This window comes from Kangiella sp. (assembly GCF_048265365.1).
In the GTDB taxonomy this organism is placed as follows: domain Bacteria; phylum Pseudomonadota; class Gammaproteobacteria; order Enterobacterales; family Kangiellaceae; genus Kangiella.
The window spans coordinates 1145224-1162165 of sequence record NZ_JBLXBT010000001.1; the positions used below are offsets into that span (position 1 = coordinate 1145224).

Consider the following 16942-nt stretch of genomic DNA (forward strand, 5'->3'; position numbering starts at 1 on the left):
GTTGATGTAGCGGTGAGCCTGAATTATGTAAATTCCAGGCCAAGTATAACACGACATGTCAGCGAAGGATTAGCGACATTGGGGTGACATCAAGGCGACATAGCTATAATAATCAATGATTTAGGTGATTTGATAGCTTGTAAAAAAGTGCTTGTAACCACTTTGTTTAGGAATTAGAGTCTTGAAGTATAAAATTATTAAGATGATTACTTTCAGTTTGGAATAATTTAGTGCTTATTTAATATGTCAGTTATGTAAGCGAATTCTTATAAAGTCAAAAATACATTAAATATAAGGATGCTATTGATGGGTACATGGGGAGAAGGGTTATACGCAGATGATGAAGCCTGTGATGTAAGAGACCTAATTTCGTTGCTTTCGAAGATGCCGAGTAATGGGGACTGTATACTTCAACTTGCTTTAGAGCAGTTTGAGCGTAATGAAAATTTAGGTGAGGATGGCTGCCCAACGTTCTGGATGGTAGTTGCAGATCAGTTTACCAAGCGCGGTATAGTATGTGATAGAGCTATTAAACAAGCCCTCTTATCGATTGATTCGGGAGCAGATCTTGCTGATCTTAAAGCTAGAGGCATGGAACCTCAAGGGCTTAAAGCACGAAAGAAGGTGCACGAGAAACTAAGAAAAAGGATTGATAACCCTAAGCCAGCAAGTTCCAGACGAATTCCTAAAACACCTCCAAAAGTGGTAGTAGAACCAGGAGAAATATATAGTTTCCCTACAATGGATGGAAGCGGATTTAATGCCTGGTTTTCTTCATGGGATGAGGCAGGATTTGTCCCGAATGGTTGGGGTTCATTAATTATTCTAGAAGCTGGGAGAGTATTTGATTGGTTTCCTTGGGCTTCATACACGCCCTTAGTAACTAACCCTGCTCGAGAGCCAACCCTTAAGGACGGTTTGGAAGCAAAAACTCTTTTTTCCAATGGTGTTGCCTACTTTGCTCCAAAGAAATCGCATATGAATAAAATGGGTATGAACTTTCTTGGTAAAGTTGAATTGTCCTCAGAAGCTGTACAGGAGCTTAAAAAACTAAGTCATTCGAGTCCGAAAGAGGCTGTCATGTGTGATTGGTCCATTTGTAGTGGAGCATTTAGTCGAGTTGATTCTACTCTTGGAGTAATACCTGTTTGTGATTTGTTATTAAATATTACGTAGATTTAAACTTATGACATTAGAACTATATCAATTAGATAATCCAGCAACTCGTTTTTCTTGTTTTCGATTACGGAGAGTATCGAGAGAGCTCATTGAGAATGTGTCTATCGGCCAGCAAGTACCTAAACATATCCAGGATATTAAGTGTCGAATTCTGTTCAAAGAGTCAAAGCCTAGACGCCTAGGAGACTTTCCAGATATCGACGCAATGCAGGGTGTAGCAATAAGTGAAAAGTTTCGCTCTGTATTTGAAGAGCACTTGCATGCTTGCTTTGATATTATACCGATCGAGATTACTGGATATGGGATCGAAAGACATGACTCTTGGGAATACCCTGCTGAGAACGAGATCCCAACAGATGTTTGGGAGAATCAGCCTTATTGGTTTCTTCATCCAAGCAGATCATTTCAAGGTGCGGGAGAGCCTGAAGAAATCAAGCCATACAACTGTCGTGATCCCTCCAAAATAAATGTAGATCCAGATGAACTTGAGCGAAAGCTTGCTGAAGCTCGAGCAAGATATCAAGGAGCGTTACACAAAGTTCGCACGGAGCTTGCTGGTACATTGCCACCCCCAATGTTTGTTGCTGGCGACGCCGGGAGGGTCTGCTTTACTGGGGAATTTAAACGTATTTGCAAAAAAGAACGTCTTGTTGGTATACACATTAGAGAAATCACTAATGATGATGCGAACCAAATCTAAATTAAATTTTGGCGATTAAGTTCCATCTGCATGTATTCTCATATCTAGCAAGATAAACTGGGACATAATTAATATGACACACCAACTGATTCTCTACCCAATGGTTGCCCACATCGCATGGGTGGCTTTTCTTTATGTATTTCTGACCATCGTTCGTGCGCCTGCAGTGTGGGGTGTTGGTAAAAGTAAGAGAGAAACATGGGCGACAGTTGAACCTAGAGTCAGTGCAAATCTATCAAATCAATTTGAGTGGCCATTATTTTTTCACATCATCTGTGTGTTGTTAATCGTATTAGGAAATACAGATCCTATTCAAGTGTGGTTGGCCTGGATATTTGTGGTTGGCCGATTAATTCATAGCGAAGTGCAGATATTGACAAATAATATCCGCTTAAGAGGCCTAGTTTTTACCATTAACTTCCTTGCGGTTTTAGCGATGTGGTTTTTTCTTCTGATATAACCTCTGAACATTATTCAGGCATCCTGCACTGAATTTCTCTTTCACATATCTGTAGCTAAACAAAATAAAATCTTACATTTAGAAACCCGCTCCTTGTATCAAAAGCAATCTTACATGCGTAGATTGAAATAATAACGAATATTAAAAAGGATAATGAGGAATTTTCAGTGAATAACTTACGATTTATAGCGAGTTTATGCGTGTCCTTGGTTTTGCTATCTGGTTGCGGAATCACTCAGCACTCTGCGTTGGGACAGGAAAATGAAGAGAATAAAACAATTGTTCTAACCAACGTTAATGTTATTCCAATGACAGTGGAAAACAAGGTCATTGAAAATACTACAGTTGTTATTGTCGATAACAAGATCTCAGCCATTGGTGGGAAAGTGCCAAATGATGCCATGATTATTGATGGTGAAGGTAAGTGGCTTATCCCTGGCCTGATAGACATGCACGTTCACAATCTAGTAGATGGTAGCCCTGGAAATAACTACCCAACCAAGGGGGCATCAATCTTCTTCGACAACCAAGATATTATGCTGTTATACGTTGCTAATGGCGTTACCACCACATTTGAACTTAGCGGTAGAGTTGAGCATTTCGGGCAAAGAAACGAAATCGTTAAAGGCGATGTCACTGGTCCCAGGATTGCGTTGGCGGCGTTAATTGATGGAAGCAATGCGAGTAGGGTGGCAACTACTCCGTCTGAGGGGCGCCAGGCTGTTCGCATCGCAAAAGGCGATGGCTACGAATTTATCAAGGTTTACTCAAGGCTTAATATTGAAACCTACAAAGCGATTGTGGATGAGGCTAACAAACAAGGAATGAAGGTGGTGGGGCATATACCCAATGCCTTTGAAGGTAAAGCAGAAGAAGCTTTCGTCCCTCACTTTGGTTTAGTGGCTCATGCTGAGGAGTTCTCAAAGCAAGCCAATGAGTTTACACAAGAAGAAGCTTATAAGCTTGCAAGATTGGCTCAGGAGAATGGCTCCTGGGTTACTCCTAATCTATCGAACTTAGTACGTATTGCTGCTCAAGGGCGTTCATTGGATGCTGTAAGAGATCTTCCAAGTTTTAAATACGTACATCCATTAATGCAAGACAAATGGATTACTGCTAATCAATATAATCAAGGCACAACCCCCAAAAGAATTGCTTACTATGATGAGCTGGTTGATTTTCATGTAAAGCTCGTAAAAGCATTTAAAGAGCTTGGCGTTCCCATGGTAGCGGGTACCGATGCAGGCACTTCAGGTATAGTTTGGGGTTATTCATTACATGACGAGCTGACCTTGTTAGTGGATGCTGGTTTAACCACAGAAGAAACCTTGGCAGCTGCAACAAGGTTGGCAGCTACATGGTTAGGAATTGATGATAAAGTCGGGACTATTGAAGTTGGTAAGTTTGCTGACCTTGTCTTGCTTGATGAAAACCCTTTGTTGGATATTAATAATACAAGAAAATTATCAGGAGTGTTCTTTAATGGACGTTGGGTTGATAAAAGTCAGATTGATATCATGCTTGAAAATCTGGCAAAGAAAAACTCAGAAAATATGGGTAAAGATGAGTTTATGTGGAGCAAAATAAGAGAGCGTTGATTGAGGTGATTAGAAGCTTATCTGTTAATCCTGAACTGAAATTGAAAGCCACTGCGCTTCCACATCATGGCTGTAAGCCCAAAATAGAAGGACATATATAAGGCGAAGTGCCATTCAATAACATTTTCCGCCTGATCGGCCCAGCTGACGCCGGTTGCTTTTATTACCACGTTGGTGATGCCTAATCCCCAATAGATGGAAATCAAAATAAATTGAGTTGAAAGGTAGCGTTTGATCTTTCGGTTTAACGTGCCCTTTATTTTTTGCAGACTACGAATGCTTAGCATCTGCGCGAGAATTGTCATCGCGAAATAGAAGGTGATTCCATAGCGGCGCATAAATTCGTAAAAGTCACCTTCCGTGCCGAGAAAGTCTGCATACAAGACTAAAAATATTGCGCCAATGGTTCCCAGCACGAAAATAGTATTGTGAGATTTTTGTGTGAGTTCCTTGAGCCAGATACTCTGCAAATACCAGAACACAACTAAGAAAGCTGCTATCGGCATCATCAGACCACGAAACAGAAAGATTGCATCGCCATTGCGCGCGGCACGACTAATAGAGGTACAGCCTTCAAAATATGGCACACACTCATTCGCTACCCCTTGCCATAGGCCAATAAAATACGCCCCGTGCGCAGCTATGATGGGAACTAAACAGACTATCCAGGCGATATGAAAAGGGCGAATAAGAACCTCCATCAGTAAACACAATGATTAATCATAGAGCTGAATTGATGAGAAGTTCAAGCTTGTATTAATAGGTATAAGCCCATAAATTACTGTCAATAAACATCCCTAATACAGAATGATTAGTAGGAACTTCATGAAGCTTGATCACATTACTATCCTTGTATCATCACTGGAACAAAGTATGCCTTATTATGACCATTTGCTTCCATTGGTAGGTTTTACCAAAAAACGGAATCATGTATGGACTGATGGTGACGGCTTCTTTTTTCAATTTTTACAGGCCAAGCCTGGCACGTCCGACTATGAGAGGTATGGTGCTAGTATGAATCACTTGGGGTTCTCTGCACCTACGAAAGAGCATGTTGAATCTATACAAACCGCAATGAGACAGGCAGGGTTTGAGGCACCAGAGATTCAGGATTTAGGCGGCGTAACAGCATTATTTATGAAAGACCCTGATGGGATCAGATTTGAGGTTAGTTATTATCCGCCGGGAGTCAATGTAGTAGATTGAGCCATAAAAAGAAGGGAAAGATATATTAACTGTAGCGAAAGAAAATAATTCAGCGCAAAAACAAGGAACAACAATGAGTAGAATAAAAATAACCCGCGATAGCGGCTACGCGGATAGAGTCCGAAAGTACAAGGTAATATGTAATGGAGATGAAGTTGCTATGGTTGGTAATGGAGAGTCTATAGAGTTCGAGACTAGTTCCGGTGAAAAGGAAATCTATTTAAAAATTGATTGGTGTCGTTCCAATAAAGTTACTATTAATGTACCGCCAGGTGGTGAGGTTAGATTACAGGGTGGTTCTAGTTTAAGAGGGCCGAAAGTGCTTATGGCTATTGTTTACGTATTATTTATGTCTCATAAGTATTTGTGGCTGCGGGTTGGGTAGCGAAAGTAACTACCCCTTTTAGTTAGTCTTGTTGGGTTACGAGGCTAGGTCTCTAACCCAACCTATAAGAGCAGATTCCGGCTCGTAGGCCGGAATGACAATCTTTTCGGTATTTATACCTGGTAATGAGCAGTTGGCTCTAGAAGGGCTTGCCAAGGCAACCTCTTACGGTTATTTAATTATCCCTTCATGTTTAAGTAACCATTCTTTGATGGTTAATCCTCCTGCGTAGCCCGTTAGGGTGCCGTTGGCTCCGATAACGCGGTGGCAGGGCACGATGATGGAGATGGGGTTTTTGCCGTTGGCGGCGCCGACGGCGCGGCTGGCATTCTTATTTCCGATTGCTTGGGCGAGTTGGCCGTAGTTCCAGGTTTCACCAAAAGGAATTTTGCATAGGGTTTGCCAGACGGTTTGTTGGAAGTCTGTGCCATCTGCTTTGATGGGTAGATCGAACTCAGATCTTTGACCTTTGAAATATTCGTCGAGTTGGCGTTGGGTTTGTTCGATAACCGGATTGCTTTTGTTTAGAAGATTTTGCGCTGGCATTTTGTTCCATGGCTTAAATAACAATGCTTTGAGGTGTTGGTCGTCGGCATAAATATGCACTGTGCCGAATGGGCATTGTGTTTTTTGATAATAAAGTTTTGTATTCATACAATATTCTCTTACTTCTCAAAGGCTGTGCCAAAGTTGCAGCGTGGCGTAGCTGCGCCAGGGTTGCCATTGTTCGGTGTTGGTTAGATTGTGTTTTTCCATGGCTTTGATCACGCCGAGATCTTTTTCGGGGAAAGCGTCGCTATCAAATCCGCTGCGCAATTTGATGTATTCATAAGTCCAGGGGCCGATGCCTTTTATAGTGAGTATTGATGATAAGTCCTCACCGTTAGTGTCGAGAGACCATTGGGCAAAGTTGTGTAGTGTTTGTTTACGGCTATTGGGCATCTTGAGAAAGCTTAAATCGCCATCGACTATTTGCTGTGCCGTTGGGAATAGTTTGTACTGTTCGTTGTAATCACTGCCCAGTTGCTCAATGACGCTAGCGGTGTGTGTGTAAGCAGCTTTAACCGAAACCTGTTGACCAAGAATAGCTTTAACTCCAGCTTCGAAGGTGTTCCAGGTGGCGGGTAGTCGCAGTCCAGATTTCAGGAGAGGTTGTAAATTTTTATCTTGTCCCAGTGTTTTTTCGATCACTTCCAGATCACTGTTCAGATCCAGCACGCGACGAATGTGGTGCGTGACCTCCAATAGTTTGCTCATATCACTCAGTTCAATGGTGACGTTGAATGATGAGCTGGTTGAATCAAACTCTGCAGTAAAGTAGCCATTAACACCGTCCAGACTAAAAGTACGGCTGTAGCTGTGGTTCGATACTGTTTCGATTGCCGATAACTCGCGCTGTTTTAAAAACTCTTGCATCATTGACCAGTTGTACGGTGGACGGTAATGCAGCTTTAATTGAATGGCTTGCGACTCTTGCGGACTTTGTTGGCTGTTTAGTTTTTTTCGTAAATTACTGGGGCTTAGTTTCATGGTGGCTTTAAAGCTGTCATTAAAGCGACGTACGCTGTTGAAGCCTGCGATAAATGCGATATCAGTAATAGGTAGCTGGGTTTGATGCAGTAGCTGTTTAGCGAACATCAGGCGCAAATGGTTGGCATAGGTTATCGGCGAGACGCCAAGATACTGCTGAAACAGTTTGCGCAGATAGCGGTCGCTAATGCCCATGGATTCGCTAAAGTCCTGCAATGAGGTTTGACTTAAAGCGCCTGCCTGAATACGTGCTACTGCTTTTTTCAGCACAGCCTGATTACCAAGCCAGGCCGCAGAGAGCGGGGCTGTTTCCGGGCGGCAGCGCAAGCAGGGGCGAAAGCCTGCTTCTTGCGCCTGCACGGAACTGGGGTAATAAGCAACATTCTGCTCTTTGGGTGCTGGCGCTGGACAGACGGGGCGACAATAGATGCCTGTTGTTTTCACCGCGACAAAAAAAATGCCGTCAAAGCGCGGATCACGTGCCATGCGTGCTTGCTGATAGGTTGTTAAGGTCGCTGAGTTGAGCATAAAGCAATGTGTAGCAGAACGATTTGGTCCTATCTTAGCAGGATATAGTGAACTGAATAGCCATTTTCGGAACTGAATCGTTATTGGTGCTGAATATAGCGTACAATTGAATCAGATGGTAAAAATGCCGAATTATTAATGTTTTAAGCCGATAAAGGCTGACAGTTTAGACCAGTCAAGTTACCATTCATTATCAAAGCAAATAAGGGTAGAATATTGCCCCTTATACGCCACTAACTAACCGTTTTATAAGGCATGAGTTTGAATTTTCTAGACTTTGAACGTCCTATCGCAGAATTAGAAGCGCAAATCGATGAATTGCGCATGATGGGCGAAGATACTGAAATCAATATTAGCGAAGAGATTGAGCGCTTAAAAAAGAAGTCGAAAGACCTCACCAAGCAAATCTTTTCTGACCTTACGCCGTGGCAGGTTGCGCAACTAGCGCGTCACCCGCAGCGTCCTTACACTCGTGACTATATCGAGCACATTTTCACTGACTTTGATGAGTTGGCTGGCGACCGAGCCTATTCTGACGATGCGTCTATTGTCGGTGGCCTCGCGCGATTGAATGATAAGCCTGTAGTGGTCATTGGCCATCAAAAAGGTCGTGATACTAAAGAGAAAATTAAGCATAACTTTGGTATGTCTCGTCCGGAAGGCTATCGTAAAGCTAAGCGCATTATGGAGCTTGCCGAGCGTTTCTCGCTGCCAGTGTTCACTTTCATCGACACGCCAGGGGCTTTCCCGGGTGTTGGTGCGGAAGAGCGTGGCCAGAGTGAAGCGATTGCGCGTAACCTCAAAGTCATGTCGCGCCTTGAAGTGCCAATTATCGCTACCGTGATTGGTGAAGGTGGCTCCGGCGGTGCTTTGGCGATTGGTGTCGGCGACCGCGTTAACATGCTTCAATATTCCACTTACTCAGTTATCTCGCCAGAAGGTTGTGCTTCGATTCTTTGGAAGAGTGCTGAAAAAGCTGAAGAAGCGGCGCAGGCAATGGGTATTACCGCCGAGCGTATTAAGAGCTTGGGTCTGATCGACAACATCGTCGCTGAACCATTAGGCGGTGCGCATCGTGATTACCTTACGATGGGCAAAAGCTTAAAAGAGCGCTTAACGAAAGATATGGATGAATTGCAAACTCTAAGTGTTGAGCAATTACTTGCTAAGCGTTACAACAAGCTGATGTCGTTCGGTACTGTCAGCGAAGAATAATCTTTTCTTATGACAAAATCAGAGCCAGTTTCTCAAGCCATTGATGAGTTTCTGGCTCTTTGCATTTCTAAATCTGTTAAATCCATTGTTGTTGCATTAAGTGGTGGCGTTGATTCGCTGAGCTTGTTGCATGCGCTACATTCAGCTAGAACCTCTAATTCCAATTACTCCTTGTCTGCCGTGTATATTGACCATCAACTGCAAATGGCATCTGCTGACTGGGCAAAACAAAATCAACGTTTTTGTGAGTCCTTAGACATTCCTTTTCAGTCCGTCCAAGTTGAGGTTGATAAAGATTCAGCCAGTCTTGAAGGTGCCGCCCGTAAAGCCCGTTATCAGGCATTATCTGGATGTATACAGAATCCTCAGACCTGTTTAGTAACCGGTCAGCACTTAAATGATCAGGCTGAGACCTTCCTGCTACAGTTATTCCGTGGTGCAGGCAGTAAAGGCCTGGCGGCAATGCCAAAAGTTACTCAGTTTGCAAAGGGCTATCTGGCACGGCCGTTGTTGGCAGTGACCAGAGAAGCGGTAGAAGATTATTGTCATTCTCATGGTTTAAAAGCGATTGAAGACCCGACCAATCAAGACACCGATATTCGACGTAATTTTGTGCGCCATCAAGTGATGCCATTGATTGAACAAAAGTGGCCACAGGCTTCTAAAGTCATTGCTAGCGCCAGCCAGATTCAGGCTGAAAATCAGCAGCTGTTGGATGAACTGGCGGCTATTGACTTCGAAAACTGTTATGAGGTGCAGCATGACTCATTAATGTTAGCCCGAGTCAGGCACTTAAGCCCGCAGCGAGTCAGAAACCTGTTACGTTACTGGTTAGAAGCCTGTGGTGCAGATATGCCCAGTCAGGCGGTATTGCAGCAAGTTAAGACGCAAATGCTGGATGCTAAAGAAGATGCTAACCCTGTAATTGAGATGGGCTGCGGCTCAATCAGACGTTATCGCGATGCGCTCTATTGGGTCACTGAGGCGGTTAATGATTATTCCAGTCTTGAGCTAGAATGGTCTGCAAAAAATGATTTAGAGCATAACGGTCAAGTTTTAATTTCGCTGGAATGGTTACAACAGAACTACCCAAATCTGGTTGGAAGAAACGTAACCGTTAAAGGTCGCCAAGGTGGTGAGCGCATTCGATTTGAACAGGGTGGGAAAAGTGTCTCGTTGAAGAACTATTTTCAGGAGCAGGGCATCCCACCCTGGCAACGTGATAAGGTTTTACTGTTAGAGCTTGAGAATGAATTTCGAGCTGTTCATTTTCCTGATTAGCTTACAAGATAGTTTTAGGAATAGTTAAAAAATCTGGTTGAGTTTTTCTACCGTCCAATCATGATGCTTCGCCCATTGGCTAACAATTGCCTCATCCGTTTTTTGATCCAAAGCTCTAAATCCTGTCTGTGTATTATTCAGCGCATCATCAATGGCGATGTTATGAGCGTAGAAAATCGGATCGAGAAATTCCATCAAGGTCGGTTCTTTGAGGATAAAGTTAACCGGTTTTTTATCGGCGAGAACTTCAGTTGCATCAAACGCATAACCAAACTCATCTTCAGCGCCAGCATTGGCTAGCAACTTATCTTTAAACGCGCCCAAGTGATAGTTATCACTGATGATGTCTTTCAGTCCTGTGGCGGTGATAATCAGGTCGCTGGCTTCAGCGGCATGTTCTATCAATTGAGCTTGTTTGGCATCAACACTTTGATAGCCACGCTGCTCGATAAGTTGTAAACGTGAGCTATCAGCTTCGGCAATAATGACGTTGGTTGTGATTTTAGAGAAGTAGTAAGCGATACCAATACCGACTTTACCAAAACCAAAAATCAAAATGTTTTTATTGGTTAAATCCACATTGGCGATTTGCCTAATGGCGCGGTAAACACCTTCGCCAGTGCCGAGGCAGGTTTCTAGACATTTCAAGCGAGTATCATCCACTGACACAATCGGTACATGAAATTCTTTGTGTCGCTGATAGCGCATGGCGCCAGTACGGGTCAATTCAACGATGCCTTTGTGTGCATAGCATTTATCTACCAGCTCAGCACCACAATCGAGGAGAAAGTCGAATTCGCCTTTGACTGAATCCAGTGGTAGATAAGGCACCTGTTCATTGGTTAAAACTTGTATCGCATCCCGATCTTCGTTCATGAAACTGGGATTGGTCACGACAAGATTGGCACCGGCTGTTTTGAGACAGGCAATTTTGAGCAGAGTGGTTTGAGTGAGCGGGACATTATGAACAATCTTGAATCCTTTATAGGGTTTGGTTGCTTGATAATCGGCCAACATTTGATGCATAAAAGGTGCAACATCCGGTGGGTAATGCGCAAACAAATCATCAAAGCTGTTCATAGCGGTTGCTCTTAGAAATTACTGATTAGAAACTACAGGTCTTGTTGAGATAGCTCTTCTTGTTGAGATGATTCCTTATAGTCAGATTCATCTTCCTGTTCAGATTCTTCTTCTTGCTGAGTTTGCTGGTAGTTAAAGAAGTCTAAAATATTATGTTCCTGCTTTATCGCATCTTGGTAGCCAAGCTCAATTAAGTGGTTGGTGAAAGACTTATCAAAAAGCAGGTAGCTCAAAATACTCTCACCATTTTCTTCATCAACACCAATGCGTTTGAAAAAGAAACGTAGGCCGCGCGGAAGGTTTTTAAAATATTGACCGGCAAGCTCCATCGGATCAATGCTCGGCGAAATAATGAAGGTATCAACCTGCTTCAGCGTGAGCTGTTCGCGCACAATGTCGCGCTCAGGAATGTGTGCCAGCAATTCATTAACTCGCATCATGCGCTCGATATCGCTCTCTAAACTGTCGATGAAAATACTGTCCAGCAAGTGGCCGCTGATATCACCAATCGACGGAATTTTGATTTCATGATCGACTTCGCCACGCAAAGGCTCTACCGTGACCACAAACAATTTATTCGCGCCTAATCGCAGGGTGGGGCTAAGCGGCGTCAAGAAACGCATTGAGCCGTCACCGAAGTGAATATCATTAATAGGCTCCGATGGGAAAATCATGGGAATGGCAGTTGAGCCCATCAGGTGTGACAAGGTCAAGTCTTCTGCTTTACCAAAACGTCTAAAGCGTTGCCATTCGACCAAATCGGGTATGCCCTGAAAGAAGCTGACCGAATCGCCTGTATTGTAGTTGTATGCAGTGATACAGGTTGCATCCAAGAAGCCATTCTTGATGTTCTCGCGGATATCATCAAAGCGAATGGCTGTGGTCAACAATTCGCGAAGAGGAGAGTTATCAAGAAGCGCCAATGGTTTTTTGAGTTGGCTGGCTGGGCGTAAAATATTCCAAATCCAGCGGAAAGCATTGCCTGACAACTGGCGTAACTTGGTGTGGTAAATCTGATCCGGTGTCAGGTTGGCCCAGAGATGTTCCAGGCGTCTGAGCCCTTCGGCAAAACGGTGGCTGTGTTCAGCGACCGCACAGGAATTAATAGCACCGGCTGATGTGCCGGAGACAATTCTAAAGGGAGATTTTTCAGGATGCTCCAGAATTTCTGAAACAGCTTTTAATACACCAACTTGGTAAGCGGCACGTGCACCGCCACCACTAAGGATCAGTCCTGGAATTGAAGGGCGTTCAGTCATTAGTTTTACAGCGCCCAACGGTTGCGCAAGGCAGCGTAAACTTTATTAGGATATTTAGCTCTCCCACGAGAACCATTGTAGCGCCCTAGGGCGTAAGTCAGGTTGCCTTTTTCCATATCCAGATAGAGTTTGAGAATGTAGCAGCCATAGCGTACGTTGGTTTCCATATCGAAAAGAGAGTCCTCCTGATGACCAATTTCATCCTTCCAGAAAGGCATGATTTGCATTAGTCCTCGCGCATTGGCAACCGAAAGGGCGTAGCGATCAAAGTTACTTTCCACCTCCATGATGGCGAGAACTAGTTGCGGGTCAACCCCTGATGCATTTGAGTAGCGATGGACCAGTGTCAGAATCTTTAAGCGTTCATCTTGGGGAATATGCGGAGCACGACGCTTGAGACGGCCTGACATGTCTTTCATCCAGACCTCAGCATCATAGCGATCAACGAAATGGTTATCAGCTTCCATCAGAGCCTTAAGCTCATCATAGAAAGCTTGATCGGGTCGCTCTTGAGCTTGACTGGTTTGAGTGAAACCCGTCACAGCTATAAGACCAACAATTGCTAAGATTCGACCTAGTGTCACTCTACTCAACGCCATAGTGTTATTGTGGTAACAGTTCTTGGATATAATTTACAACATTTTCTACGCTGACGTCATCCTTAGCGGTGTTTTGGCGGTTCTTATATTCAATAGTACCGTTTTCCAAACCACGTTCGCTGACCACTAAGCGATGAGGAACACCGATCAGTTCCATATCTGCGAACATGACGCCGGGACGCTCTTTGCGATCATCAAATATCACATCAATGCCCAATTGTTGTAAATCGTCATATAACTTTTCTGCGACTTGTTGAACTTGTTCTGAGCGATGCATATTCATAGGGATAATGGCAACCTGGAACGGTGCAATGGCTGCTGGCCAGAGGATACCGTTGTCATCATAATTTTGCTCAATGGCAGCGGCAACGATACGCGAGACGCCTACACCGTAACAACCCATCGCCAAGGTCACAGCTTTGCCGTTTTGATCCAGTACCTTGCAGTTCATTGCTTCAGAGTATTTAGTACCAAGCTGGAAAATATGACCTACTTCGATACCACGTTTGATTTCCAGAATACCTTTACCATCCGGACTTGGGTCGCCAGCAACCACATTACGAATGTCCATCACTTCGGATAGTTGCGCATCACGTTGCCAGTTTGCGCCTGTGAAGTGGAAGCCTGTGTCATTGGCGCCACAGACAAAGTCACTGAGTACTGCGGCATCACGATCGACAATGACTGGGATATCTAAGCCACATGGGCCAACAGAACCTGCATCGCAACCAGCAACTGATTGAATCTGTTCGTCAGAAATTAATTGTACTGGCTCAGCCACTAACGGATGTTTGCCAGCTTTAATTTCATTAAGCTCATGGTCGCCACGTAAGCATAAAGCTACCACTGGATTTTCTTCGTTTTCACCAACCACCAACAAAGTTTTCACCGTTTGCTGTGGTGTTACTTTTAGTAACTCACACACCTGTTTAATGGACTTGGTGTTTGGTGTTTCGACCTTAGTTAAGCCCTGGTTCGGAGCTGCGGCTTCTTTTTGTGGTGCGAGACTTTGTGCCTTTTCTATATTGGCGGCGTAATCACCTTCGCTACTGAAAGCAATCGCATCTTCGCCTGATTCTGCTAGCACATGGAACTCATGCGAGTTACTACCACCGATAGCACCGGTATCCGCCAACACTGGGCGATAATCTAAACCAATACGCTCGAAAATATTGCAGTAGGCCTGGTGCATTACCTGATAGGTTTCCGATAATGACTCTTCATCAACGTGGAAAGAGTAGGCATCTTTCATCAAGAACTCACGAGCGCGCATAACACCGAAACGAGGGCGAACTTCATCGCGGAACTTGGTTTGAATCTGGTAAAAGCTCGCAGGTAGCTGCTTATAACTATTAATCTCGTCGCGAATGACCGCAGTAATGATTTCTTCGTGGGTTGGGCCCAAGCAGAAGTCACGGCCATGACGATCTTTGAAACGCAGTAATTCTGGGCCAAATTGGTCCCAACGGCCTGACTCTTCCCATAGCTCAGAGGGTTGCACGCTCGGCATTAACATCTCAACTGCGCCAGCCTTGTTCATTTCTTCTCGAACAATAGCTTCTACTTTGCGCAAAACACGCAAGCCAGTGGGCAGCCAGGTATACATACCTGAGGCAATCTTGCGGATCATGCCTGCTCTAAGCATTAACTTATGGCTAATCAGCTCGGCGTCGCTTGGATCTTCTCTTTGTGTGGAAAGTAAGTATTGGCTACTACGCATCAGTATCTCGTTGTTGTCATTATCAAAATCATAGAGGGCGTCTATTGTAGCAAGCTTTAATGGGGCTCAAAAGCGCCTTTGATAGATAAAGTGAATTGCTAACTGGTTAAAAAATGTACTATCATGGTTGTGAGTCTTTTACACAGGAGGCTTTATGAAAACACTACCTTTAGCTCTGACCGTTGCCGCCTTCGCGGTATTGGCGACAGGGTGCAATTCAACCTCTTCTCGCTACGCTGCTGCATCTGATGATGATGAGTACGTTTATGTTATTGACTGGCATAAAGTGTACCTGGTCGAAAAAGCTGCGCGAGAGGGCAATGCTAACGTGGATACGGTCTGGGTTAATTATCCTAAAAAACGTGTCAAGAAGAGTGAGTTAGCTAGCAATTAACAATTGCTAGTGAACATGAAAGTATAGGCTGCGTGAGCTTTGCGCTCACGCAAGGTTGCTTTTTGTGTTTGAAAGTAATAAAGCTAAAGTAGTCGTTTTCCACCAACCCAGGTTTGTAGTACCTGAACATCATCAAGCTCTTCTGCATTAACTGAAAAAATATCTTTATCAATCAAAATAAAGTCAGCTTTCTTACCGATTTCAAGACTTCCTATCTCATCTTCCCAGAAGCCAGAATAAGCGGCATCAATGGTAAAAGCTTTCAAGGTTTCGGCACGGTCAAGCTTTTCGGCAGGTAACCAGCCACCTTCCGGCTGGTTGTCACTGTTCTGGCGAGTCACTGCGGCATGAATGCCCAGGAACGGATTAGCCAGCTCAACAGGAAAGTCAGAACCTGCTGCAATCAACACATCATGCTCACGCATCTTGCGCCAAGCATAAGCCCCTTTTAAACGCTCATCGCCTAAACGATCGCCTGCCATATTCATGTCGCTGGTAGCATGAGTCGGTTGCATGGAAGCAATAATATTGAGCTCGGCAAAGCGCGGAATATCTTCAACTGCAACCACTTGAGCATGTTCAATGCGATGACGTAGTATATCGGCAGACTGATTTTCAGGAAGCTTGGCAAAAGCATCCAGCACCAAGCGATTAGCGGCATCGCCAATGGCGTGAACATTGGCCTGGAAACCATATTGGGTAATCAGACTCAAATCTTCAGAAAGCTTCTTTTCTGTGGTCAGTAATAATCCTTTGTTGTCTGGATCGTCAGAGTAGGGGGCCAATAAAGCCGCACCGCGACTACCTAATGCGCCATCGCTGTATAATTTCACTGAACGGAATTTCAAGAAAGGTAACTCGACTTTTCCCATTTCTAGCATGGTTTTAAGACGCTCATCGCTGCCACTTAACATGCCATAAAGACGAACCGGTATTTGTTGATCTTTCGCCATATCCAGCATCAATTTATAAGTATCGAAATCGACGCCCGCATCATGGACTGAAGTGATGCCAAGTTTAAGCATGTGATCAAATGCCAGCTCCAAAGCCGTACGACGCTCCATTGCATTTAGCTCAGGAATTTTGCTTTCGACAATATCCATAGCGGCATCTATCAATACACCTGTTGGTTCGCCACGGGCATCTTTTATGATCTTGCCGCCAGCTGGATCTGCTGTATCTTTAGTGATGCCTGCAAGTTCTAATGCTTTGCTGTTAGCCCAGCCTGCGTGACCATCAATACGACTAAGCCAAACAGGGCGGTCATTGATAATGGTGTCCAGCATTTGTTTAGTTGGGAATTCTTTTTTGGCCCATAACACCTGATTCCAGCCTCGGCCCTGAATCCAGCGCAGTTCCGAATTGGCTTTGGCGTACTCGCTAATCTTTTTCATGGTTCCTTCAAGCGAATCAATGCCACGCAAATCAACGCGCATTAAATTCAAGCCCAGTCCGAGAACATGGCCGTGAGCATCGGTTAAACCAGGTATCAAAGTTGCCCCTTTGCCATCTATTGAAATACTGGCCTTGGCATTATTGGCAAGTTCTTCATGGTTACCAAAAGCGATAATCACGTCGTTTTCGAATATAAGACTATCGAATTCTACTAACTCACCTTCAGCGAAAGTATAGCCCTTAACGTTATGAATCAGAGTCGGAAGTGCCTGAGCCGCTGTGAAAAGGCTCGAGGTGATAATCAGGGTAAAGCCCAGAATCCATTTGGTCATATGCATTGTGATATTACTTAAGAAAATTAAGGTAGTAGCACTTTAGTCTATTTTTGGAGCACGATAAAGAGTCTATAAGTA

The 16942-nt window shown here is 44.1% G+C and carries 17 protein-coding genes; 9 read left to right on the plus strand and 8 right to left on the minus strand.

The window, feature by feature from the left end:
• Nucleotides 1–306: 306 nt before the first annotated feature.
• The 4 genes from ACN0VI_RS05330 (at nucleotide 307) to ACN0VI_RS05345 (ending at nucleotide 3937) form a co-directional block, all read left to right on the plus strand.
• Nucleotides 307–1176 (plus strand): hypothetical protein, encoded by an 870-nt coding sequence (locus ACN0VI_RS05330; protein WP_417446020.1) that lies wholly within the window; start codon nucleotides 307–309, stop codon nucleotides 1174–1176.
• A 10-nt stretch (nucleotides 1177–1186) separates the two neighbouring features.
• Entirely contained in the window at nucleotides 1187–1879 is a 693-nt protein-coding gene (locus ACN0VI_RS05335) for a hypothetical protein (protein WP_417446021.1), read from the plus strand.
• Between the two features lie 73 nt (nucleotides 1880–1952).
• The gene (locus tag ACN0VI_RS05340) at nucleotides 1953–2339 is read left to right on the plus strand and encodes an MAPEG family protein (protein ID WP_417446022.1); all 387 of its coding nucleotides are present in this window, start codon (nucleotides 1953–1955) and stop codon (nucleotides 2337–2339) included.
• A 308-nt stretch (nucleotides 2340–2647) separates the two neighbouring features.
• The gene (locus ACN0VI_RS05345; protein WP_417446023.1) at nucleotides 2648–3937 is read left to right on the plus strand and encodes an amidohydrolase family protein; all 1290 of its coding nucleotides are present in this window, start codon (nucleotides 2648–2650) and stop codon (nucleotides 3935–3937) included.
• 17 nt (nucleotides 3938–3954) lie between these two features.
• Here the strand turns inward: ACN0VI_RS05345 and ACN0VI_RS05350 are convergent, their stop codons facing one another.
• Nucleotides 3955–4524 (minus strand): hypothetical protein, encoded by a 570-nt coding sequence (locus ACN0VI_RS05350; RefSeq protein WP_417446024.1) that lies wholly within the window; start codon nucleotides 4522–4524, stop codon nucleotides 3955–3957.
• Between the two features lie 238 nt (nucleotides 4525–4762).
• On the opposite strand from ACN0VI_RS05350, the gene ACN0VI_RS05355 reads away from it, so the two are divergent.
• Complete coding sequence (locus tag ACN0VI_RS05355; RefSeq protein WP_417446025.1) at nucleotides 4763–5143, plus strand: VOC family protein; 381 nt, start codon at nucleotides 4763–4765, stop codon at nucleotides 5141–5143.
• Between the two features lie 73 nt (nucleotides 5144–5216).
• Complete coding sequence (locus tag ACN0VI_RS05360) at nucleotides 5217–5528, plus strand: hypothetical protein (RefSeq protein WP_331891313.1); 312 nt, start codon at nucleotides 5217–5219, stop codon at nucleotides 5526–5528.
• Between the two features lie 171 nt (nucleotides 5529–5699).
• On the opposite strand, the gene ACN0VI_RS05365 is transcribed toward ACN0VI_RS05360, so the two are convergent.
• Both ACN0VI_RS05365 and ACN0VI_RS05370 read right to left on the minus strand, forming a co-directional pair.
• Complete coding sequence (locus tag ACN0VI_RS05365; protein ID WP_331891310.1) at nucleotides 5700–6182, minus strand: methylated-DNA--[protein]-cysteine S-methyltransferase; 483 nt, start codon at nucleotides 6180–6182, stop codon at nucleotides 5700–5702.
• 18 nt (nucleotides 6183–6200) lie between these two features.
• Entirely contained in the window at nucleotides 6201–7544 is a 1344-nt protein-coding gene (locus tag ACN0VI_RS05370) for a DNA-3-methyladenine glycosylase 2 family protein (RefSeq protein ID WP_417446026.1), read from the minus strand.
• Nucleotides 7545–7841: 297 nt separating this feature from the next.
• Here ACN0VI_RS05370 and accA point away from each other — a divergent pair, with 297 nt between their 5' ends.
• Nucleotides 7842–8801 (plus strand): acetyl-CoA carboxylase carboxyl transferase subunit alpha, encoded by a 960-nt coding sequence (accA, locus tag ACN0VI_RS05375; RefSeq protein ID WP_331891307.1) that lies wholly within the window; start codon nucleotides 7842–7844, stop codon nucleotides 8799–8801.
• A gap of 9 nt (nucleotides 8802–8810) precedes the next feature.
• Nucleotides 8811–10082, plus strand: a complete 1272-nt coding sequence (gene tilS / locus ACN0VI_RS05380) for a tRNA lysidine(34) synthetase TilS (protein WP_417446027.1) — start codon at nucleotides 8811–8813, stop codon at nucleotides 10080–10082.
• Between the two features lie 24 nt (nucleotides 10083–10106).
• On the opposite strand, the gene ACN0VI_RS05385 is transcribed toward tilS, so the two are convergent.
• Genes ACN0VI_RS05385 through ACN0VI_RS05400 form a run of 4 tightly spaced genes read right to left on the minus strand, consistent with a single transcriptional unit; the run spans nucleotide 10107 to nucleotide 14740 of the window.
• Nucleotides 10107–11162, minus strand: coding sequence for a hypothetical protein (locus ACN0VI_RS05385; RefSeq protein ID WP_417446028.1), 1056 nt, complete (start codon nucleotides 11160–11162; stop codon nucleotides 10107–10109).
• A gap of 32 nt (nucleotides 11163–11194) precedes the next feature.
• On the minus strand, nucleotides 11195–12421 hold the full coding sequence (locus ACN0VI_RS05390) for a patatin-like phospholipase family protein (protein WP_417446029.1): 1227 nt from the start codon (nucleotides 12419–12421) through the stop codon (nucleotides 11195–11197).
• A gap of 5 nt (nucleotides 12422–12426) precedes the next feature.
• Nucleotides 12427–13005, minus strand: coding sequence for a transglycosylase SLT domain-containing protein (locus tag ACN0VI_RS05395; RefSeq protein ID WP_331891300.1), 579 nt, complete (start codon nucleotides 13003–13005; stop codon nucleotides 12427–12429).
• 19 nt (nucleotides 13006–13024) lie between these two features.
• Nucleotides 13025–14740: a proline--tRNA ligase gene (locus ACN0VI_RS05400; protein ID WP_417446030.1), complete on the minus strand. Its 1716-nt coding sequence runs from the start codon at nucleotides 14738–14740 to the stop codon at nucleotides 13025–13027.
• A 154-nt stretch (nucleotides 14741–14894) separates the two neighbouring features.
• Between ACN0VI_RS05400 and ACN0VI_RS05405 the strand changes: the two genes are divergently transcribed.
• Nucleotides 14895–15134, plus strand: coding sequence for a hypothetical protein (locus ACN0VI_RS05405; RefSeq protein WP_331891298.1), 240 nt, complete (start codon nucleotides 14895–14897; stop codon nucleotides 15132–15134).
• Between the two features lie 83 nt (nucleotides 15135–15217).
• Here the strand turns inward: ACN0VI_RS05405 and ACN0VI_RS05410 are convergent, their stop codons facing one another.
• Nucleotides 15218–16867, minus strand: a complete 1650-nt coding sequence (locus tag ACN0VI_RS05410; RefSeq protein ID WP_417446031.1) for an amidohydrolase — start codon at nucleotides 16865–16867, stop codon at nucleotides 15218–15220.
• Nucleotides 16868–16942: the final 75 nt, after the last annotated feature.